Genomic DNA, 17169 nt, shown 5'->3' on the forward strand with positions numbered 1-17169 from the left:
CGACCCGCCTCCCCTTCGAGGCGGGTCGGCCGTATGCCGCCGTCAGCGCCTGCGGCGCCCGCGTCGGCGGTCTTCGTCCTCCCACGCCTGACCGGCGCGGGCGGCGTCGCGAACATCGATCGCTCGCGCGAACCGCTGCCTGGTCCGGTCCTTCCTCGCCGCCTCATCGGTGGCGGACTCGCGGCCCGCGTACGTCGTGGCAGCGAGCTGGCGGTCGTTACCGCCGAGCCAGCCGAGCCCCTTCATCGCTGGCCCCTCGCCGTCTCCGTGGCGACCTGCTCACTGCGGTCGGCCTGAGCGCGCTGGAGGAGTTCGTCCGCCGAGGCGTTGGCGTCGTCGGCGACGGGAGTCGTGTCGGCCATCAGACCGTCGCCTCCTTGACCGGGGCGGACACGAGCACGAGGGCACCGCGGGTGCGCCCGCAGCGGGTCGACGCCGCCGACTGGTTCGGGCCCGGCAGCGCCGGGGCCGTGCGCGGGCGGGGGATCGCGGGGATCGCGCGCTGGTTGTCGTCCTCAGCCCACCCGCGGCCGGCCGACGGCAGAACCGCACGAAGCAGCAGGGCGTACTCGCCACGCGTGATGTCCTCGCGCAGCTCGGGGAGGAGAGCCACCGCGGCCTTGGACAGGGCCGGTCCCTCGCCGTTCTCACGGCGGTTGACCAGCTTGTACGCCTCGGCCCCGACGCAGACGAGGAGGTTCTCGGCCTCCAGGGCGCCGCCCGGGTTCGTCGCAGTGAAGTGGTCGGCGACGGCGAGCAGCACGCGATGCGCCGCGTCGGGCGATTTCAGATCAGTACAGTTGGGCACAGCGTCAGCTCCTAGATAGCAGGTGTCTGGCGCGGCCCCCGGTCGGCGTTTCTGAGGCCCCGACCGGGGGCCGACTTGTACGTACGGACCAGCGGGAGCAGGTCTCGCGACCCAAACCCTAGGGCTTGTCTCTGGACATAGCAAGCCCTAGGGTTTGAGTTGCGTGATCGTCCCGCATTTCGGGAAGGAGCGGGACGTGTCTGGTGAGAAGAAGGAGGTGCCGCCAGAGGTGACCAAGGTGCTGGAGGCCATCGCTGAGCTGTCGGCGATAGAAGACGACGCCGCCTGTACGGCCGCCGTCTCGGAAGTGCTGCGCCGCTGGCCCGACCTCGGGTCCGAGCTGCGCCAGCTCCGGGAGAAGCGGGTCAACGCCCTTCGGGGCGAACGGCGGACGTGGATGGAGATCGCCGAGATCATCGGCAACGTGACGCCAGAGCGAGCTCAGCAGATCGGCAAGGGCCTGAGCGGGGCGCAGCGGAAGAAGAATGCCGCCGCGAAGAAGGCCGCCGAGGAGCAGCCAGGGCAGTGACACGGCCGAGCGGTGGTCGAGACCGCCCGGCCGTTACGCGCATGAGTCAGAGAAAGGCGCTGCGTTGAGCGTAGCGAAGGTGCCTCCGCCCCAGAGGCCAGCCGCCGTCTACCGGCTGCGGGACGCCGACGGGAATCTGCTGTACATCGGGTCGGCTTACGATCCTGGCCACCGCTGCAGGGCGCACCGCAGCGAGTCGTGGTGGCCCGACGTGGCCTCGCGCACCGACGAGTGGCACGAGTCCCGCGGGTACGCCTACGCCGCCGAGCTGGACGCGATCGTCGCCGAGGAGCCGCAGCGTAACCGGGCTGGCTCCCGATGGTGGTCGTATCCGGTCACCGAGGCGACCTTGCGCAGCGCTGAGGAGAGCCGCGCTCGAGGGCGGGTGCAGTCGGAGGCATACCGGTTCCAGCGTCAGGTTCGCGAGGAAGCCGAGGCGGACGGAGTCCCGCCCAGCGAGGCGTGGCGACTGTCGAAGCGGGCGTTCGTGGACTTCTTGGACGCGTCCGGCCTCTTCGACCCATGGGTGGCCCGGCTGCGGAAGTTCTCCGTGTACGCCTGACCGCACGACGGCGGCCCCTCTCGCAGTTGGCGAGGAGGGGCCGTCCTGCTGTCCGGACAGGCTGTCCGGACGGTGTCCGGGCTGGTCAGCCGCGTGTCCGGGTCCGGTGGTGACGGCGGCGGCCAGGCCGATCTATCCCTGCTGGTGGACAGGTGTGGGGCGTGGGCTGGTGCGAGACGGAGGCCGCATAACCTGGCGGAGCCGCTGGTTGTGGGCCGGGCTGGTCCGAGATTCGGAGGTCTGACTATGAGCGGGACTGCGGGGTTGGTCATCGCCACGGGAAGTGTGTGTGTCGTCGCGCTCGCGGCCGTGCTCGCGCGGGCGCGAGTGGAGATCGCGCGTATCGAAGCCCGATCCGAACCGCAGGGAGACGTTCGCCGCTGAGCGGCGCCCCAGGGTCCCTCACTGCCCGGCGGTGAGGGACCGTCCTGCTCGGGGCGCGCCCCAGTACCCCGCCGAGGCGGCCCGAGACCTTGCGCAGGACGGAGGCGGTGCAGTCCCGTCCGGATGCAGTCGGGCCGGGCGCGATGGAGGGTGGAGGCATGACTGCCCCGCGCGTGACTGTGTCCCCTCCGAGCCCGTCAGGCGGGCGCCGGGTGACCGTGGACGGCGAAGCGCTGGGGGTCGCGTACGGTCCCGCCGATATCGCGGAGTTCCTGCGTCGTGCCGGGCTGGAGGGCCTGGACGCGGCGGACGTGGAGCGGTCGGCGGTGATCGAGTGGCGCGGCGGCGGTCCGGGCGTGTGGAGCCCGCCCGGTTCGAGAACCTAGGCCGTGCACGCAGGCGGAACTCTCGCCGTCCGGGTGTCCGCAGAACATGTCCGGACCGTATCCGCCCTGGTGAGGAAGGGCCGCAGCCGCGTGTTTCACCGATGCCCTGGGGTGTCCGGACGACCCGGCCGGACGTGTCCGGACGCTGTCCGGGCGTGCTTAGGGCTCAGCCCGTGGGGATCCGGTTCCCCGCGACCGCTCGGTCGCGGGCGTCGCGGCAGTTGATCGTCCGGCAGCCCTCGTCGATGTAGCAGCCGTGCTCGCACCGGCGTCGGTTGTACTGGGGGGCCTCGTCACGGCGTGGTGCGCGCCGGGCCGGGGCCGTGGGCCGTTTGTGCCAGCCCATCGGCTCGTCCTGGACCTCCGGGTCCCAGGCGGCCACGCTGTCCGCGACCAGCTGCGGATCCAGCGGGTAGCACCAGCCGTGGTCGTAGCCCCACGAGCCGTCCTCGCTCTTCGGCAGGGCGAGCAGCCGGATGTTGAAGCCGTTCCAGATCCACAGGTAGCGGTGGGTGGCGTCGGCGCCGAGCTCGTAGCCCTCCCAGTGCTCGTCCAGGATCGGGGGCTGGTGGATCTTCACGTGGTGGTCCCTTCGGGTCAGGGCAGGGTGCGGCCGGTGCGGAGCACTCGGAGGATCTGCGCGGAGATGTGGGCCGGCTGGTCCGGCGGGGCGAGGAGCGGCGCGACCGGTCCGCTGGTGAGCGCGTGGGGGTGGGCGGTCTGCCAGGACCACTCGGGCCGGGCGCCGCCCCACACCACGTACAGGTGCTCGCCACGGGCGACAGCGTCGGCCAGGCCGACGGCGCGCTGTTCCAGCGGGACGACGATGGTGTGCTCGGTGGCGTGCGCGGCGGGCCAGCCGTAGCTGGTCAGGTCGGCGACGACCGCCGCGGTGAGCGAGGCCGGGACCTTGTCCCACCGCAGCGGGTCGCCGTACGGGCCGGTCACCACGACCGGCCCGCCGAGCCGTCGAGCGGTGCGCTCACCGGCGGGCCTCCCGCTCGTTGCGGATGCTACGGGCGATGTCTACGCCCGGCCAGTTATCCAGGCCGGCCGACTCCAGGCAGCCCAGCCACACGTCGCGCTCCTCCAGCTCGACGCGGTCTTGGCCGGGGTCGAGTTGCCCGGCGGCGGCCAGGCACGCGGCGATCACCACGGCGTCCGGGGTATCGCCGGGGAAGCCGATGACCGCGCCGTTCGGGCAGTCCAGGCCGCAGTCGCCGGCGTCGGTCAACACGCCCCACACGGCGCCGGACTCGTGCTTCATCAGTCCGAGCGGGTCGAGGGTGTCGCCGGTCCACCTGGCGGCGTCCAGGGCTTCGGCGATGCCGATGCGGGAGTTCCAGGTCATGTGATTTCCAGTTCGTTCAGGGGCCGGTCGCTGCCAGCGTGGGCGTGAAGCGCACGGAGCCGGGTCAGGTGCTCGGCGTGGAGCCGGCCGACCTCCGGGGTGTAGTACCGGGCGAGGACCGCGGGGTCCATGCCGCTGCGGCACTCCGGGCCGATGCCGAGCGTCTTCGACGTCTCGTCGAGGAGGGTCCGTCCGCAGGACCAGCAGCGGAACCGCAGGGCGGCGAAGCAGCGGGCGGCGGCCTCGGGCCCGGCCGTGATGGCGGCGACGACCTGGTCCAGGTACTCCCTCCGAGTCCGCGACCAGGTCGCGATGAACAGGTCGCGGGCCGTGTGCTCGGTCGGGACGTCGGCCTTGCGGGGCACGGCCGGGCCGTACCACGCCTTCGCCGGCCAGGGCTTGAGCGAATCCGTGCGGGCGGTCCGCGTGCGCCGCCAGTACGTGATCGTGCCCGGGTCGGCCGGGTCGGGGACGGCGTAGTAGCCCTCCTCGATGGCGTCGAGCTCGGGCCAGCCGATGCTCGTCATCGGCCGTCCTCCAGCGAGTTCAGGTACTCGTCATGCAGGTCGGCGATCTCGTCGGCGTGCTCGATGATCCACGCGGCGGCGGCCTCGCGGGCGACCGCCGTGCGGGCTCCGGACTCCTCCCAGACGGCGGCCAGCGAGTCGATCGCGCCGGGCAGGGGCGGCTCGGTGCCCGGGTCGTCGTAGACCGACTCCCAGCGGGCGACGATGACCGGTCGCTGCTCGACCTCGACGGCTTCGACGGTGTTCCCGTGCCAGCCGTGGTTGTCCGGGGGCGGGCCGACCTCGTAGTCACCAGCGTCGACCTGCGCCTCGTACGTCACTGCCCAGGTCCGGCCGTCGTCGTCCCGGAAGATGCACCGCCTGACCTGGCTGTACTTGCTCATGCTCACGTGCTCGTCGACGAGCACGGTCTCGCTGTACTCGACGTCTTCCGGGCAGTCCGGCGGCACACCGAGGTCGGCGAGCTGATCGACGGTGAACTGCTTGGTGGTCACCAGGCGTCCACCGCGAAGAACGGGATCTGGCCGACGCCGGGGCAGCGGCGCCCGGTCGAGAACCCGGACGGGGTGATGCCGTGGTGGTGGCCAAGCCTCCCGGCCCTGGTGAGCTGGAAGCTCAGGCCGCAGCGCTGGCACTCGCCGCGTTGCTTCACCGGCGCCACTGCGCGGGCGGTGGTGGTCTTCATCGGTCGATGTCTCCTTCGTCGTCGAGCTGCTTGGTGGAGCGGTGCCCTGGGCCGTCGCCGAGTGCGACGGCCCAGGGCACCGCTTGTGGGGCGGGTGGTCAGTTGGCCCGTCGGCACGTGGTGCGGTGTGTGTCGAAGCCGTACTGCGCGCCATCTCGGGTGGGCGAGTAGAACGGGCTCTCGTAGCCGCACCCGCCGGATTCCTCGCGGCAGGCCCACGCCCAGTGCGTGTGTCCGGCGCCGGGGACCTGCCACACGGCCTCGGTCGCGGCGTTCTGGGGCTGAGCGTTCGGCTGGTCAGTCACGGGGTCTCGCTTTCGTTGTGCGGCGGAGCGGGGATGCCACGCCGCTGGTCGGTGGAGGGGTGGCGGTTGCTGAGCGCGACGGCTCGGGTCACCGCCTGCGGGCCGTACCGGGTGGTGGCCGCGTCCTGGCCGTGCTCCTCGATGTGCCGAAGCACGTCGCCGGGCACGAAGTCCTTGGGGATGGGGCGGGCCGGCCGCCGCTGGCCGGGTCCGCACAGCAGGCAGCCGTTCCCGGCGGCAGGGTCGACCGGGCTGCCGGGGTGTCGCAGGCAGCGGTTCGCCCGTGCCGCCCCCCGGGCGGCTGCGACGGCTGCTCGGGCCCGCTCGATCTCGGCAGCGAGGTCCGCGAGCGTCTCGTCGTCGACGTCGTGCCGGGCCGCGAACGCGCACAAGTTCCGCAGCGAGGCGCCGATCGCGGGCAGGAAGTCCGGGTTCACGCACCCACCGCCGCCTGGCCCTCGCGGCCGCCCCGAGCAGCGGGGGCGGCCGGGCGGGGGTTCTTCTCCCGCCAGCCGTCCATGTGCTGGCCCACCTGGTGGTCGAGCTTCGTGCCCCACACACCGGCTTCTCCGAGGACTCGGCGGTACCGGTCCGTCTCGGCGGCCTCTCGCCGCGTCCAGGCGTCCGCGACGCCCTGCACGGCCTGTCGGGCCTTGATCTCGGCCTCCCACCGGGCGGCCGCTTCGGCGGCGGAACGGGCGATCTCGCGGCGCTCCACGGCCCGGTCCCGGCAGGCCCGGCATTCGCCGCCGCCGATGATCTGCCCGTCCTCGCACCCCGGGTCGGAGCAGTCCTGCGCGAGAAGCGCGGCGGCCAGCCACGAGTTCCGGTTCCGGATCCGGTCGCACCCGTCCGGGTTCTCGAGATCGCGGCGCGGGGCCTCGCAGCCGGAAGCGGTGCACCGTTCACAGCCGCGGTAGTCGGCCGCCGCGCGGTCCTCGGCGTTCTCGCCGTACCAGCGCCGGTTCAGCCGGGCAATGACCTGCTCCGGGGTCCGGCGCGGGATGCCGGGGGCACCGCCGAGCAAGTCGTTGATCGCACGGTGCAGCCCCGGGAACAGTCGCGTGCCAGGAGCAGCAACAGCGGCCGGGATCGCGGCCCGCACCATCTCGAACCCGGTCGACTCCTTGCGGGGCCGGGTCTTCGTCGTCGGCGGGCGGGGAGACTTCTTGCGCTGGGTGGGGAGAGCCGTTCCGGACGCGGCGGAGCCGCCTTCGGCCTTGCCGGTTTCGTCCGCCGCAGCGTCGCACTCGTCCGCACGCGCACAACCACCTGCACTTTTGCCTACGGCGTCAGCCACAGCGCGGTTGTTCTCGGATGGTGACTCGGAGGGTGACTCAGAAGGTTGTGGGACTACAAGTCCCGGGGGTCCGGACTTGTAGTCCTGGGGGTGGGGACTATCAGTCCCCTGGCCACCCCCGGGACTTGTAGTCCCGGGGGCCTCCGACGGGACGTCCTTCTTCGGGCGCTTCGAGCCCTTGTCGGTCCGCGTCTTCTTCGGCGGGGCGGGGGCCAGAGCGGGCCGAATCTTCGGGGTCAGCGGGGACCGACCGAGGCCCGCTCGCTGGTCGTTGATGTCGGCGAGCTGCGCCGCGCTCCACCACTCCGCCGGAATCATGGCCTCCCAGATGACCGGCCTCTGCTCCTCGGGGATCGCCAGCCACGCCTTCGAGCGGTACTCCTCCTGCCGCTTGATCAGGCCCCGGGCCTCCATCTCGCGGCACCGTCGGCCGGCCGTCTTCGCGTCGACCCGGGCCTTCTCCGCGAGAGTCTTGTACGAGCGGAAGCAGTTGCACCCGTCGAAGTCGCCCTTGATGACAAGGGCGATGAGGATTGCGCGCTCCTCAGCGTCGCGCACCGGGGCGTGGTCGGCGGCCCACAGGATCGGGTACAGGCTCATCGGACCCTCACCACCTGGGGCGCTGCTACCGCGTCGCTCATGGCGTCTCTTCTCGGTCGTGCTGTCGATGGGAGGAAATGGCGGACGGTCACGTGCCGCACACACTCCGTCTTGTGGCCACAAACCTAGGTTGTTCGTGGCCACAAAAGCAACGACCCGAGGGGGTGATTTGTGGCCACAACTCGATGGAGTGACTTCCTTGATCTCGTAGCCACGAAGTCCTACTCTCGGAGCCATGAGCGACGCAGACAGCCCGTACGACCTGCCGCGCAAGTTCCGGGCCCCCGACGACGAGTGGGAGCCCTTCCAAGACGCGACGCGGGCTGTGCACCCCGAGGGACGTAGCCCGCGGGGTCAGGTCATCCGCGAGTTCATGCGCTGGTACATGCGACGTCCCGGCGCCAAGTTGCCCGAGCGCCCGCCGGCCGGTAGCTGGTCCGCCCCAGCGAGCTGAACCGCAGTTCATGACCGGCCGCCCGCACGTCGGCGGTAGGCGGCTAGGTCGAGCACGCCCGGCGGAAGGGCCGTCGAGCTTTTCTGCGTGGCCGGGCGCTGCCGGGCCGGGCACGTCGCCGCATGCGGGACGTGCAGCTTCTCCCAGGCCATCAGCGGTAGTTCCTCAGAGGGACGCCGGGACCGGCGGGTGCCCGTCCCGTCGCGGTAGACCGCTGCGTTCCCCGTCTCGTCCGGGACCGGGTCGACGGCAAGCCGCTTCCCGGCGTCGGTGACGGTCCACAGCACTTCGCGGCGGCAGTCCATGCAGATGGAGCGCCTGCTCATCCGCGCTCTCCTTCCAAGGGGGGAGCCGGCCGTGCCGCCCGGGTGCGACGGGGCGGCACGGCCGGGTTCAGTCGAGGACGTCGTCGAGGATCAGCTCGCCGAACCAGATGAGGACGGCGACGACCAGGCCGACGCCCCACCACCACGGCGGGACCGTCGTGATCGCGTACGTGACACCGGCCGCGAGGCCGCCGCCGAGGAGACCGAGCAGGAAGCGACCGAGGGGATGCGCGAAGCTCACCGGCCAGCCCCCGTGAGCCGACGCGGCTGGTGGCGCAGCTTGACCTTGGCCTCCAAGAGCAGGGTCCTGGTCAGGCCGAACGACAGACCACGCTCGTCGGCCAGGGCGCGGATCGACGTGCCCGCGTCGTACTCCTTGGCCAGTGCGGCGCGCACACGGTCGCGGTCCTCGCCGCGCAGCCGCGGCCGCCGGGTCGGCTCGTGACGGGCGCCGCGCCGCTCGGGCGAAGGGTGCGTCAGATCAGTGCTCATGCTCTGTTCCTTCCGTTTGGTGGTGGTGTCGGGCGGCGCGGGCGTCCAGCTCGGCCGCGTAGGTCACCAGCGACCGAAGCGATTCGGCCCGCTCGGCGGGTGAAGCTCCGGCCGCCGCCGCCACGAGGGCGGTGACGAGTTCGTGGTCTCGGTTCGCGTACGCGGTGACCAGGCGTGCGGCGAACAGACGGGGCGGGTTGTTGGCGGCATCGCCGACCTGGTCCAGCACCCACGCCTCGCCACGGGCGGAGTCCGGGCCGCGGTACAGCACGAGCAGCGCCTGCCAGGCCCGGTACGCCATCACCCGGCACGCGGCCAGCAGATCGAGCGCGTCGCCCTGGTCGGCGATCCGGCCAGTGATCTCGCCGACCAGAACGAGGTCCTGGTCGCGGGCGGCCTCCATCGCCTGACGCGTCCACAGCGTCAGCAGCCCTGGGCTCAGCACGCCCGCCGCCCAGTCACAGCCGCCCCTGCGAGCTGTACGTGCGGACGATGTCGCCGATGTCGGCCAAGGCGTCCTCGGCGCACACTTTGTCGGCCGGGGCGCCCTTGCTGTCCCGCAGGTGCGTCGGACGGCCGCAGTACCGGCACGGCCGCGCCCGCGAGTCCCAGTGCGCCGACGACCCCCAGTTGAGAAGTCCGCCCACCGGCAGCGGCGACGGGGCCAGCTTCGGCACCGACTGCTTCTCGGGCGCCCTACGCCGCGGTGGCATCGGCCTCCCCCTTCTCCTTCTGCTGCTGCTTCCTCTCCTTGCGCCGTTGCCGCTCCGCCGCCCGCCGGGCCTCCTTCAGGAGGGCGGCACGCTCGTCCTCGTCCAGGCCGCCCCACACGCCGTAGTCCTCGCGGTACGTCAGGGCATGCGTCAGGCACTCGGAGCGGACCGGGCACGGCATGCACAGACCCTTCGCGTGCAGCGCGCCCGCCCCCTTCCCGACGGGGAAAAACTGAGCGGTCTCGGCCCCGGCGCACGCCGCGTCGTCGCTCCAGTGATGAGGCCGGGGCAGAGAGCGGTGGTCTTGGGGATGAGGGATTCGCGGCATGTCGGCTCCTTGCGTCGTCATGTCCGGACACGTGTCCGCGCTGGTCAGGGCTGTAGAGAGGGCACCGGAGCGGCTGTGTCCGGGAAGGTGTCCGTGTCGTGTCCGGACGCGTCCGGACACGACCGGCCCGCCGTCGACGGCGGGCCGGTCGCTACGCGTCCCAGCCGAACGAGCCCGCGCCGAACGGCACCCGCACCTGGGCCGTCGAGACCACCGCAGCCGCGGCGATGCTCGATCACTCATGCAGCGAGGCCCTCACCTCCCGCCGCCAGCCGCGAACCGTGCGCTCGGACAGGCCCAGCCGGCTCCGGATCACGGCCTCGGACATGCCGGTCTTCGTCATCTCGTGCACGGCTCGCCGCTGCTCCGGCATGGTCAGCGGCGGGCACGCGCCCCGCATCGACACCGCGCGCTCGACCGCGGCCAAGTCGACGCCGTTGTCCCAGGTGTCGCCGTACATCACGCCGTACCCCCTTCACCGGGGCGGCCCCGGCCGGGCGCAGCAGCACCCGGCCGGAATTCACCGGCAGAAGAGAGATCGGAGGCGATCCCGCTCGATGCCACGCCCTCACCTCGTCCTGCGGGGCCGGGGCATCGTGCCCACCAGATCGGACCGGTCCAGCGAGGAGACGTGCCGAGTGACAACAATCAACGTCCGCGGGTGCTCGACGTCCAGCTCGACCACCCCGAACTCGGCGGTGATCTGGGCGTCGTCCACCCACGCGATGCCGTTCCCGGCGTCACACACGTGTTTGACCAGGTTGTCCGTATCGATCCGCTGCCGGTTCGGCCGGAAGAACACGCAGCCCAAGCCGACGTTCCCGGTCCACGGCTGCCGGAACGACCGCCGCAACGCCCACCCCGTCGCCGTCTCCGCCGCGGTGTCGGCAGCCGTCTTGTACGTCCGCCCGCCCCCGAACCGGGGCCGGGCCTTGCTCGCCGGGTCCCCCTCCATGAGGAGGACCACGTACTCCGAGACGCCCGGCGCCAGCACCGAGGCAAGGAGCCGGGCCCTCTCCTGGTCCAACTCCGGGCCACCGGCGGGCAGCAGACTCGATGCCCGCAGCGGCTCAGGACCCTCTACAGGTGCCCCCGTTGCGCTCACCGGGCTTCACCGCCGTCCACTGCCACCCCGCCGGCGGGCAGCGGCGCCGCGCTCCGGAACCCGGTCAGCACCAGCCGGTCGTGATCCAGCGCCGAGAGGTTCGCCTCAGCTACCAGCCACCGGCCCGACAGCATCACGGCGTCCAGTCCCGAGTCGCCGACCACCTGGTCCAGCAGCACGGTCGCAAGCTCGCCGTCGCGCCACGCGGGCACTTCGACCTGCACGGTCCGCGCCCTGCGGTCGACGTCGATCACGCATACGTTCGTGTCCGTACGGACGTCGTCGGTCGCGGCCAGGTACGTGTGGCCCAGCTCGGTGATGGCCGGCCGCAGGTCGAGGATCTGGACCAGGCCGCGGATCTTGAGCTGGGCCACCAGCTCGCTCGGGGCCTCCGCCCCCTCGTGACCGGCCGCGAGGGTGCGTAGCAGCAGCGTCGCGTCGGGCACCAGCGGCAGCTCCCGCGCGAGCCGGGTGACCCGCACCTGCGCCATCCGCCACGCCGCCGTGTGCCGCGTCGTCGCAGCCGAGCACGGGCAGCCGTACACAGCTTCGCGAAGCTCCGCCGAGGTGTGGCCCGCGCACCGCAGCTGACTGGACCGACCCCGCTCGCACAGGGCGGCCGAGCAGCAACCGCAGCGCGAGCAGGGCATTTGTACTGGGCGGACGTACTCCGGCCCGAACGTCTCAATCATGGCTCCTCCGACAGGGTCTCGGGGGTGGTGGAGGTGGTCTTGCAGGAGAGGCAGCGGCGCCCGCCGACGTCGAGGGCGTGGGGCATCTCGCAGCCCTCGGCCGAACACCAGGCGCGCAGCGGGCCGCTTCGGAATCCGGCCGTCGGGGCGCCCTGGCAGCGCGAAAGAACCCCCGCCGCCAGGGCCAGCGGCCCGGCCGTACCGAGCACGGCCAGACCGCCGAGAACCAAGTCGGTCACCGACGGGCGCGCTTCCCGTTGCGCGCCGAGCGGGGCCGCCGCTTCGGCTGGACCCGCTTCCGGGGCAGCGGCCGGACACCGGTCTCCGCCGGGTCCTGCGACGCCTCGGCCACCTCGTGCGCCGCAGTGGCCTCATCGAGGAGCCGCGCGTCCTCCGGGTCCGGCGCGTGGACCACCTGCACCTGACCGGCCTCACCGGCGTCGTCGGTCTTCACGAGCGCGGCCATTTCGGCGGACATCGGGACAACCTTCGCCAAGCGGCGGACACCGCTCTTGCGCCACATGGCTAGGAAATCGGTGTGCCAGAACGAGTCGCCGGTCCCGGCGGCCTCCGCGTCTCGGTATGCCTGGCTGTACTCGTCGCGGATCCCCTCGGCGTCCTCGCGGCTGAGGAGGATGACCTGGGAGCGGGAACCGCCCTTCAACCATGCGAAGGCGTAGCAAAGGATCACCTCGCCTCGCTGCGCCTTCGTCTTCCGCAGGTCCGGCTTGTGCACGAAGTCGTCGGGGGCCGGGGCGGCCGGAACGTAGCTGTACTCGTCGTGCTCGCGGATTTCACCGACGTGCACGGAGTCGACCGCACCCGAGCGGTACATCAGGTCGATGAACCCCTGCGCCATCGGCACGAACACGGCCAGTACGCCCTCGCGCTTGATCACGGCGTGCTTGTCGTCGGGGATGAGCCCGAACCGGGCGCAGGTCAGCAGCGCTTGGAGGGTGCTCGCCGGCGTACACCGGGCAAGCCGGGGCAACACTGCCCGCACAGCCGCGAAGAACGCAGTGCGGTCGATGTGCGCCGGAAGCGCCTCGTCGAACTCCGCCTCGTACCGCATCAGCCACGCCATGACGGTCTTGTTCATGGACGGCTCGACCTGCTCGTGCCCCTTGACGTCGGTCAGCTCGGCCGGGGCATCCAGCGCCTGGTCGTGCTGCTCGGCCGGGGCCGTGCCGCCCGAACGGGCGGCACGGATACGGTCCTTGAGGGTGGTGGTCGTCATGATCAGGCGCCCTTCTTGGCCTTCGGCTTGGTCGGCTTGGTCGGGCGGAGCTGCCGGGCCCGAAAGGCGCGGTAGACCTCGGGCTCCTCGGTCTTGAGCCGGTCCATGTCGAGGGCGTCGACCTTGTGCGTGAACCGTGCGGCCAGGTCCGGCCGCTCCTCGCGGAACCGCTTGGGCGCGAACGTCGAGTTCTGCTTGTTCGTCCAGACGACCCCGCCGTTGGAGTCTTTGACGATCTCGTTCTTGTCCGCGATCAGGCGCATCTCGTTCTCGACCTTGCGGACCTCGTCCTGCGCGGCCTTCACCCTGTCCGTGAGCCGGGTGTGGTCATCGAGCAGCTTCTTCGCCGTCTCGGCGTCGACCTCGGCGACCGCCTCGGGCTCGACCTCCCACAGCCGGGCGAGGAGGTTCATGGTGTCTTCCAGGCCGTCGGCCGGGGGCGGGAAGCCTTCAACGATGTGCCGCTCGTACCACTGCTCGCAGTGCTCGACCAGCTCGCCGATGATCTCCTCGTCGCGCTCCAGCCGGTGCCAGCGGAGCTTGTTGCCGCCGACGAGGGCGGCCACGTAGCCGTGGCTCCAGCCGCCGACAGCCATGTACCAGTAGCACTGGATCGCGGGGGCGTCCGGGACGCCGTCCTCCCAGTCGTCGAGCTGGTACTCGCTCCTGTTCTTGCACTCCAGGGGTACCACAGGGCATCCGTCGCTGCCGATCACGTATCGGTCGACGTTCGCCCTCATCCACGGGCGCTCGATGTTCTGGAGCGTCCCCGGCGGCACTGCCACATCCAGGCCGGACCGCTTCGAGAACATCATCGCGATGAAGTCCTCGATCTCCCGGCCGATTTCGGCGGGCTCGGTGTCCACGAAGGTCGAGCGCCCGTGCTTCTCCTCGTACACGCGGCGAGGTGAGTTGTACTTCCCAGCCAGGCCGAGGATTCCGGCGACGTCGGAGCCGCCGATCCCGGACCGGCGCACGGTCTCCCACTCCTCCCGGCTCGCGTCGGCGGGGAGCAGCAGGCGCGCGGTCGGTGCGTCAACCAGGGTGGTCATCGTGGTCACTTCTCGTCCTTCTGGAAGATGCTGAGGCGGCGGAGGCCGGCCATTGCTTCGATCTCGGCGGCGAGCCGGACCGGATCGGCGGCGGTCCACGCCGCGGTGGCGATGTCCTCGCCCTGGTCGAGGGCGGTCAGCGTCCGGGCCATGCAGGCCCGGAACCGCTCGGGCTCGCCGCTGGACGCGACCCGCATCCACGCGATCTCGCCGACGGGCTGCCGGTTGAGGTAGAGGTCAGGCACTGGGGACCGTCTCCCTCCGGCACACGCGGCATCGCAGGCTCACGAACTCGCCGTCGCCGGACCGGTAGTTGACCCGGCCGTGATCGCAGTCGGTGCACGCGGCACGGGCGGCGGCCAGCTCGGCGAGGAACAGCGCGGCCTGACGGGCGGACATGTGGCCCGACCGGTCCCTCATCTCCTCCATGACCCGGCGAGCCGCCTCGCCGTGGCCGCGCGTGTCGAGGATCTGGGCCGCCTGCTTCGCGTGCAGGCCACGGATCTCCGAGGCGGCAGCGTGAAGGAGGGCCACCGCATCCGTGTACTCGCCGGCGTCGGCCGGGCCGATGCCGACGGTGTGCGCCGACGCCTTCCGTACCGCCTCGTCGATCTGAGCCTGGCGCCGCCGGTACTCGGTGAGAACGTCGTCGTACATGTCGATGTGGCCGCACCGGTTCTTCCACTGGTCGACCACGTACCAGTCGCCGTCTTCGTGGAACCGGTGCGGTACGGCCATACCGCGCGGGCCGCCGCACACCGGACACTCGGCCGCGACGACGACGGTCACGACGTGGACGCCGACGTATCCGCGACCCGAACCCCGGTCGCACACGCGGTAGGTCATCGTCGCGGGCCGCGGTTCCGGCTTCGGCGCACCGGCCACGTAGCGGATCCAGACGGCCCAGCCGTCGTCCCGGGCGGGGGCGGTGTACGCCTCGTACGCCCCGGCCGGTTCGTACGACGGCATCTTCTGCGCGAGCGGGATACGACGGGCGGCGCTGGTGCCGCCCATGCGCGACGGGTAGATGCCAGCCAGCATCCAGACGCCTCGCTCGGCGCGGGCGGCCTCGGCGACCGCTCGGTGGCTCACACGGGTTCGGGGGCCGATCGTGGCCATCAGCGGGTACCGCCGTTCTCGTGGCCTGCACCAACCGGGACCGCTTGGCGAGGGAGCGCCGAGAGCGCGCGGCGCGTCGGATAGTTGGAGGGATGACGCAGCGGGGCGCACAAGGTGCAGGTCCGCGGGTTGTGGGGCGACCGGGGCATCACAGCTCACCCCCGCGACGCCGGACCGGGACGCACGCCGAGAACAGGCGCGCACAGTGGCGGCAGCCGGTCGAGTCGTGCGGCTCCTCCGGGGGTGCCGTCGCACTGCGGTGCGTCACGATCGACGCGGGCAGCAGGATGGTGCACACGACAATCGCAGCGATGATCAGGTCACTCATCAGCCACGCTCCGTGGCCACGATGGCGCCGGGCGTCCGGCAGTTAGGATGCACGTTCAGGTCCCTCGATTCATTCGCAAGGTGGTAGGGGCCGAGGTGGGCCGTTCGGACCCGGCATGGTCCGAACGCCACCGTTCAGGCAGTGCGCCTGCGCCCTCGGGATGGCTTGATCGCGGCGAGCGCCACCGGGGGCCGAGTGCCCGTACCGGACGCGTCGCCCTCGTCCGTCGACTGGGGACGGCGGCGATGGATGTCCTTGATCGCCAGCAGCTCGGACTCGTCGAAAACCACCGCGCCGCCGATCTTCTGGTGCGGCAGGCGCGACAGGTTGTCCTGCAGATAGCGCGGGTAGCAGCGCAGCACGCTCGCCGCCTCCTCCAACGAATAATTCTGGAGGCTCATGCGGTCTCGGGCTCGGACTCACACACGAGGTCGTCGAGACTCACCCCGTACATCCGCCGCAGCGCAATCAGCGTGGTCGTGGACGGAGTCGTCTCCCCCTTGACCAGCCGACGCATCGTGCTCTCCGAGACTCCGGCGGTCTCAGCGATCTGACTGACCAGCGCGTGCCCAGCCTCGGCCGCGCTCTTCATCAGAAGGTCGGTACGCAGAAGTACCACTGGACCCCTCTTTCCAGGTCGCATGCGTGCCGACTTGCACGCATGCATGCAAGGTAGCGACTTGCACGCATGCGCGCAACGACTTCGAACGATGACTTCCGCTTGTGTGACTTCCAGGGGGCGCACGACCGCGCATTAGCGCAACTGCCTGCCCTTATGCGACAGATGGCGCCTGACCTGCGTAAATGCACGCATGCACGCACTTTCGGCGTGCACGCGTGCACGCTATGGTCAGGCCCATGGAGAACTCCGCAAGAGATTCCGCAAGGGATGCCGCCGCGACCTTCGCGAGCTTCATCACGCAGGCCGCCATGAAGGCCGGCTACGACATCCGGCCCCGCGCTGGCGGTCGCAAGCAGCTCGCGGAAGCCACCGGAATAAGCGTCTCCGCCATCGGCCGCACGCTCGACGGCAAGACGCTGCCGCTCCCCTCACAGATGGAACATCTCGCCAAGGCCGTCGGTGTCCCCGTCCTGGAGATGCTTGTACGTGGGGGCGTCATTTCGGGTGAACATTTGAATAAATCACCAGACCGCCATGTAGCGTCAGCTTCGCTCACGCCGGAGGCCGCGGCGGATGCGTGGGGTATTACCAACCCAATCGTCCGAAAAGTCCTCCTGGGTCAAATCGAGCAGGCCATCCTCCTCCAGGCCGAGATGGGCGCCGGGGGGGTCGACGCCGTATCTAGGGGGTAGCAGTGCCGGACTGGTGTCGTATCGCAGGGAAGCTCGCCTTCCGTACAGCCGTCGTCGGAGTGACGGTGTACGGCGGCTACGTGGGCATCTCTGGACTCCGCACCCGCGACTGGATCCTCGCGGTCGGCGGCACCACCGCTCTCACCATCGGAGCCCTCATCGGAACGGCGCTCCTGATCCGCGGCTGGCTCATCGAGCACAGCAGCAGCGTCCGCCGCGACCTTGAGGTCCTGGCCGCTGAGCGCCGCGCCCTGGACGCGGCCTCTCGCGTGGTCGCGCGAGAGAAAGAGGTCACCCAGATGCGAATTCTCGGCGTCGAGAGACGCCTCGACGAAACGCTCACCGCGCTGACCGCCGAGCGTCGAGAGCACGCCGCCACGCGAAACGAGCTGAAGGAACTCACCGACGAGCACAATGCGCTCATTCGGGAGACCCTCCAGGCCGGGTTCGACCGCTTCGCCCAGCCCACCGAAGCACCCTCTGCTGGCGCCCGCCAACGGGCCCGCTTTCCCGGGGCAGCAGCCCGCGGGGACCACGAGTAGCCCCCACGAGGCCGGGCCGCCCCAACAGGC

At 71.1% G+C, this 17169-nt stretch carries 34 protein-coding genes; 6 read left to right on the forward strand and 28 right to left on the reverse strand.

The genetic code is table 11. The features are described from left to right. Positions 1-42: 42 nt before the first annotated feature. Both ACIQGQ_RS20845 and ACIQGQ_RS20850 read right to left on the reverse strand, forming a co-directional pair. A complete protein-coding gene (locus ACIQGQ_RS20845) occupies positions 43-246 on the reverse strand; it encodes a hypothetical protein (protein ID WP_402398003.1) in 204 nt (67 codons plus the stop codon). Between the two features lie 115 nt (positions 247-361). Then, positions 362-808 (reverse strand): hypothetical protein, encoded by a 447-nt coding sequence (locus ACIQGQ_RS20850; protein WP_402398005.1) that lies wholly within the window; start codon positions 806-808, stop codon positions 362-364. Between the two features lie 196 nt (positions 809-1004). Here ACIQGQ_RS20850 and ACIQGQ_RS20855 point away from each other — a divergent pair, with 196 nt between their 5' ends. The 3 genes from ACIQGQ_RS20855 to ACIQGQ_RS20865 all read left to right on the forward strand — a co-directional run bounded on the left by ACIQGQ_RS20855 (position 1005) and on the right by ACIQGQ_RS20865 (position 2669). Beyond that, positions 1005-1337 carry a hypothetical protein gene (locus tag ACIQGQ_RS20855; protein ID WP_402398007.1) on the forward strand — a complete coding sequence of 111 codons (333 nt, stop codon included), beginning with the start codon at positions 1005-1007 and terminating at the stop codon, positions 1335-1337. Between the two features lie 64 nt (positions 1338-1401). Continuing rightward, entirely contained in the window at positions 1402-1899 is a 498-nt protein-coding gene (locus ACIQGQ_RS20860; RefSeq protein ID WP_402398009.1) for a hypothetical protein, read from the forward strand. A gap of 542 nt (positions 1900-2441) precedes the next feature. Continuing rightward, positions 2442-2669 carry a hypothetical protein gene (locus tag ACIQGQ_RS20865; protein ID WP_402398010.1) on the forward strand — a complete coding sequence of 76 codons (228 nt, stop codon included), beginning with the start codon at positions 2442-2444 and terminating at the stop codon, positions 2667-2669. A gap of 166 nt (positions 2670-2835) precedes the next feature. On the opposite strand, the gene ACIQGQ_RS20870 is transcribed toward ACIQGQ_RS20865, so the two are convergent. The 9 genes from ACIQGQ_RS20870 to ACIQGQ_RS20910 all read right to left on the reverse strand — a co-directional run bounded on the left by ACIQGQ_RS20870 (position 2836) and on the right by ACIQGQ_RS20910 (position 7437). After that, complete coding sequence (locus ACIQGQ_RS20870) at positions 2836-3249, reverse strand: hypothetical protein (protein ID WP_402398012.1); 414 nt, start codon at positions 3247-3249, stop codon at positions 2836-2838. Between the two features lie 17 nt (positions 3250-3266). Then, entirely contained in the window at positions 3267-3620 is a 354-nt protein-coding gene (locus ACIQGQ_RS20875) for a hypothetical protein (protein ID WP_402398014.1), read from the reverse strand. A 31-nt stretch (positions 3621-3651) separates the two neighbouring features. After that, complete coding sequence (locus ACIQGQ_RS20880; protein ID WP_402398016.1) at positions 3652-4020, reverse strand: hypothetical protein; 369 nt, start codon at positions 4018-4020, stop codon at positions 3652-3654. Continuing rightward, positions 4017-4547 carry a DUF6011 domain-containing protein gene (locus ACIQGQ_RS20885; protein WP_402398018.1) on the reverse strand — a complete coding sequence of 177 codons (531 nt, stop codon included), beginning with the start codon at positions 4545-4547 and terminating at the stop codon, positions 4017-4019. The genes ACIQGQ_RS20880 and ACIQGQ_RS20885 overlap by 4 nt, the downstream gene beginning before the upstream one ends. Continuing rightward, positions 4544-5041: a hypothetical protein gene (locus tag ACIQGQ_RS20890; RefSeq protein ID WP_402398020.1), complete on the reverse strand. Its 498-nt coding sequence runs from the start codon at positions 5039-5041 to the stop codon at positions 4544-4546. The genes ACIQGQ_RS20885 and ACIQGQ_RS20890 overlap by 4 nt, the downstream gene beginning before the upstream one ends. Next, a complete protein-coding gene (locus ACIQGQ_RS20895) occupies positions 5038-5232 on the reverse strand; it encodes a hypothetical protein (protein WP_402398022.1) in 195 nt (64 codons plus the stop codon). Before ACIQGQ_RS20895 ends, ACIQGQ_RS20890 begins: the two co-directional genes overlap by 4 nt. A gap of 98 nt (positions 5233-5330) precedes the next feature. Beyond that, positions 5331-5537 (reverse strand): hypothetical protein, encoded by a 207-nt coding sequence (locus tag ACIQGQ_RS20900; protein ID WP_402398024.1) that lies wholly within the window; start codon positions 5535-5537, stop codon positions 5331-5333. After that, positions 5534-5974, reverse strand: a complete 441-nt coding sequence (locus ACIQGQ_RS20905; RefSeq protein WP_402398026.1) for a hypothetical protein — start codon at positions 5972-5974, stop codon at positions 5534-5536. Before ACIQGQ_RS20905 ends, ACIQGQ_RS20900 begins: the two co-directional genes overlap by 4 nt. Continuing rightward, positions 5971-7437, reverse strand: coding sequence for a hypothetical protein (locus ACIQGQ_RS20910; protein WP_402398028.1), 1467 nt, complete (start codon positions 7435-7437; stop codon positions 5971-5973). Before ACIQGQ_RS20910 ends, ACIQGQ_RS20905 begins: the two co-directional genes overlap by 4 nt. 235 nt (positions 7438-7672) lie before the next feature. On the opposite strand from ACIQGQ_RS20910, the gene ACIQGQ_RS20915 reads away from it, so the two are divergent. Then, the gene (locus tag ACIQGQ_RS20915) at positions 7673-7891 is read left to right on the forward strand and encodes a hypothetical protein (RefSeq protein ID WP_402398030.1); all 219 of its coding nucleotides are present in this window, start codon (positions 7673-7675) and stop codon (positions 7889-7891) included. Positions 7892-7899: 8 nt separating this feature from the next. Here ACIQGQ_RS20915 and ACIQGQ_RS20920 read toward each other — a convergent pair whose 3' ends face one another. The 17 genes from ACIQGQ_RS20920 to ACIQGQ_RS21000 form a co-directional block, all read right to left on the reverse strand. Then, the gene (locus tag ACIQGQ_RS20920) at positions 7900-8217 is read right to left on the reverse strand and encodes a hypothetical protein (protein WP_402398032.1); all 318 of its coding nucleotides are present in this window, start codon (positions 8215-8217) and stop codon (positions 7900-7902) included. A gap of 67 nt (positions 8218-8284) precedes the next feature. Then, positions 8285-8458 (reverse strand): hypothetical protein, encoded by a 174-nt coding sequence (locus tag ACIQGQ_RS20925; RefSeq protein ID WP_402398034.1) that lies wholly within the window; start codon positions 8456-8458, stop codon positions 8285-8287. Next, positions 8455-8709: a helix-turn-helix domain-containing protein gene (locus ACIQGQ_RS20930; RefSeq protein ID WP_402398036.1), complete on the reverse strand. Its 255-nt coding sequence runs from the start codon at positions 8707-8709 to the stop codon at positions 8455-8457. Before ACIQGQ_RS20930 ends, ACIQGQ_RS20925 begins: the two co-directional genes overlap by 4 nt. After that, on the reverse strand, positions 8699-9154 hold the full coding sequence (locus tag ACIQGQ_RS20935) for a hypothetical protein (RefSeq protein WP_402398038.1): 456 nt from the start codon (positions 9152-9154) through the stop codon (positions 8699-8701). Before ACIQGQ_RS20935 ends, ACIQGQ_RS20930 begins: the two co-directional genes overlap by 11 nt. 13 nt (positions 9155-9167) lie before the next feature. Continuing rightward, entirely contained in the window at positions 9168-9422 is a 255-nt protein-coding gene (locus ACIQGQ_RS20940; RefSeq protein ID WP_402398040.1) for a hypothetical protein, read from the reverse strand. Continuing rightward, positions 9406-9993, reverse strand: coding sequence for a WhiB family transcriptional regulator (locus ACIQGQ_RS20945; RefSeq protein WP_402398042.1), 588 nt, complete (start codon positions 9991-9993; stop codon positions 9406-9408). The genes ACIQGQ_RS20940 and ACIQGQ_RS20945 overlap by 17 nt, the downstream gene beginning before the upstream one ends. Then, positions 9986-10213: a hypothetical protein gene (locus tag ACIQGQ_RS20950; protein WP_402398044.1), complete on the reverse strand. Its 228-nt coding sequence runs from the start codon at positions 10211-10213 to the stop codon at positions 9986-9988. The genes ACIQGQ_RS20945 and ACIQGQ_RS20950 overlap by 8 nt, the downstream gene beginning before the upstream one ends. A 105-nt stretch (positions 10214-10318) precedes the next feature. Beyond that, complete coding sequence (locus ACIQGQ_RS20955; protein WP_402398046.1) at positions 10319-10777, reverse strand: RusA family crossover junction endodeoxyribonuclease; 459 nt, start codon at positions 10775-10777, stop codon at positions 10319-10321. A 74-nt stretch (positions 10778-10851) separates the two neighbouring features. Beyond that, complete coding sequence (locus ACIQGQ_RS20960; protein WP_402398048.1) at positions 10852-11346, reverse strand: hypothetical protein; 495 nt, start codon at positions 11344-11346, stop codon at positions 10852-10854. Between the two features lie 197 nt (positions 11347-11543). Further along, positions 11544-11786: a hypothetical protein gene (locus tag ACIQGQ_RS20965; protein ID WP_402398050.1), complete on the reverse strand. Its 243-nt coding sequence runs from the start codon at positions 11784-11786 to the stop codon at positions 11544-11546. Continuing rightward, the gene (locus ACIQGQ_RS20970) at positions 11783-12784 is read right to left on the reverse strand and encodes a recombinase RecT (protein WP_402398052.1); all 1002 of its coding nucleotides are present in this window, start codon (positions 12782-12784) and stop codon (positions 11783-11785) included. Before ACIQGQ_RS20970 ends, ACIQGQ_RS20965 begins: the two co-directional genes overlap by 4 nt. Before the next feature lie 2 nt (positions 12785-12786). Next, on the reverse strand, positions 12787-13836 hold the full coding sequence (locus ACIQGQ_RS20975) for a YqaJ viral recombinase family protein (RefSeq protein ID WP_402398054.1): 1050 nt from the start codon (positions 13834-13836) through the stop codon (positions 12787-12789). A 5-nt stretch (positions 13837-13841) separates the two neighbouring features. Then, a complete protein-coding gene (locus ACIQGQ_RS20980; protein ID WP_402398056.1) occupies positions 13842-14081 on the reverse strand; it encodes a hypothetical protein in 240 nt (79 codons plus the stop codon). Next, positions 14074-14928, reverse strand: a complete 855-nt coding sequence (locus ACIQGQ_RS20985) for a hypothetical protein (protein WP_402398058.1) — start codon at positions 14926-14928, stop codon at positions 14074-14076. Before ACIQGQ_RS20985 ends, ACIQGQ_RS20980 begins: the two co-directional genes overlap by 8 nt. Positions 14929-15103: 175 nt before the next feature. Beyond that, a complete protein-coding gene (locus ACIQGQ_RS20990) occupies positions 15104-15283 on the reverse strand; it encodes a hypothetical protein (protein ID WP_402398060.1) in 180 nt (59 codons plus the stop codon). 134 nt (positions 15284-15417) lie between these two features. Then, a complete protein-coding gene (locus ACIQGQ_RS20995; RefSeq protein WP_402398062.1) occupies positions 15418-15684 on the reverse strand; it encodes a hypothetical protein in 267 nt (88 codons plus the stop codon). After that, positions 15681-15902, reverse strand: coding sequence for a helix-turn-helix domain-containing protein (locus tag ACIQGQ_RS21000; RefSeq protein WP_402398064.1), 222 nt, complete (start codon positions 15900-15902; stop codon positions 15681-15683). Before ACIQGQ_RS21000 ends, ACIQGQ_RS20995 begins: the two co-directional genes overlap by 4 nt. Positions 15903-16141: 239 nt before the next feature. On the opposite strand from ACIQGQ_RS21000, the gene ACIQGQ_RS21005 reads away from it, so the two are divergent. After that, the gene (locus ACIQGQ_RS21005) at positions 16142-16597 is read left to right on the forward strand and encodes a multiprotein-bridging factor 1 family protein (protein ID WP_402398066.1); all 456 of its coding nucleotides are present in this window, start codon (positions 16142-16144) and stop codon (positions 16595-16597) included. Between the two features lie 2 nt (positions 16598-16599). Then, complete coding sequence (locus ACIQGQ_RS21010) at positions 16600-17139, forward strand: hypothetical protein (protein ID WP_402398068.1); 540 nt, start codon at positions 16600-16602, stop codon at positions 17137-17139. Positions 17140-17169: the final 30 nt, after the last annotated feature.

It is taken from the genome of Streptomyces sp. NPDC092952 (genome assembly GCF_044754785.1).
GTDB lineage: Bacteria > Actinomycetota > Actinomycetes > Streptomycetales > Streptomycetaceae > Streptomyces.

Excerpts from the sequence above, each read along its gene's own strand:
- ACIQGQ_RS20845 (WP_402398003.1), bottom strand. The coding sequence starts at position 246 with ATGAAGGGGCTCGGCTGGCTCGGCGGTAACGACCGCCAGCTCGCTGCC.
- ACIQGQ_RS20865 (WP_402398010.1), top strand. The coding sequence starts at position 2,442 with ATGACTGCCCCGCGCGTGACTGTGTCCCCTCCGAGCCCGTCAGGCGGG.
- ACIQGQ_RS20880 (WP_402398016.1), bottom strand. The coding sequence starts at position 4,020 with ATGACCTGGAACTCCCGCATCGGCATCGCCGAAGCCCTGGACGCCGCC.
- ACIQGQ_RS20885 (WP_402398018.1), bottom strand. The coding sequence starts at position 4,547 with ATGACGAGCATCGGCTGGCCCGAGCTCGACGCCATCGAGGAGGGCTAC.
- ACIQGQ_RS20895 (WP_402398022.1), bottom strand. The coding sequence starts at position 5,232 with ATGAAGACCACCACCGCCCGCGCAGTGGCGCCGGTGAAGCAACGCGGC.
- ACIQGQ_RS20910 (WP_402398028.1), bottom strand. The coding sequence starts at position 7,437 with ATGAGCCTGTACCCGATCCTGTGGGCCGCCGACCACGCCCCGGTGCGC.
- ACIQGQ_RS20915 (WP_402398030.1), top strand. The coding sequence starts at position 7,673 with ATGAGCGACGCAGACAGCCCGTACGACCTGCCGCGCAAGTTCCGGGCC.
- ACIQGQ_RS20920 (WP_402398032.1), bottom strand. The coding sequence starts at position 8,217 with ATGAGCAGGCGCTCCATCTGCATGGACTGCCGCCGCGAAGTGCTGTGG.
- ACIQGQ_RS20930 (WP_402398036.1), bottom strand. The coding sequence starts at position 8,709 with ATGAGCACTGATCTGACGCACCCTTCGCCCGAGCGGCGCGGCGCCCGT.
- ACIQGQ_RS20940 (WP_402398040.1), bottom strand. The coding sequence starts at position 9,422 with ATGCCACCGCGGCGTAGGGCGCCCGAGAAGCAGTCGGTGCCGAAGCTG.
- ACIQGQ_RS20945 (WP_402398042.1), bottom strand. The coding sequence starts at position 9,993 with ATGAGTGATCGAGCATCGCCGCGGCTGCGGTGGTCTCGACGGCCCAGG.
- ACIQGQ_RS20960 (WP_402398048.1), bottom strand. The coding sequence starts at position 11,346 with ATGGCGCAGGTGCGGGTCACCCGGCTCGCGCGGGAGCTGCCGCTGGTG.
- ACIQGQ_RS20970 (WP_402398052.1), bottom strand. The coding sequence starts at position 12,784 with ATGACGACCACCACCCTCAAGGACCGTATCCGTGCCGCCCGTTCGGGC.
- ACIQGQ_RS20975 (WP_402398054.1), bottom strand. The coding sequence starts at position 13,836 with ATGACCACCCTGGTTGACGCACCGACCGCGCGCCTGCTGCTCCCCGCC.
- ACIQGQ_RS20990 (WP_402398060.1), bottom strand. The coding sequence starts at position 15,283 with ATGAGTGACCTGATCATCGCTGCGATTGTCGTGTGCACCATCCTGCTG.
- ACIQGQ_RS20995 (WP_402398062.1), bottom strand. The coding sequence starts at position 15,684 with ATGAGCCTCCAGAATTATTCGTTGGAGGAGGCGGCGAGCGTGCTGCGC.
- ACIQGQ_RS21005 (WP_402398066.1), top strand. The coding sequence starts at position 16,142 with ATGGAGAACTCCGCAAGAGATTCCGCAAGGGATGCCGCCGCGACCTTC.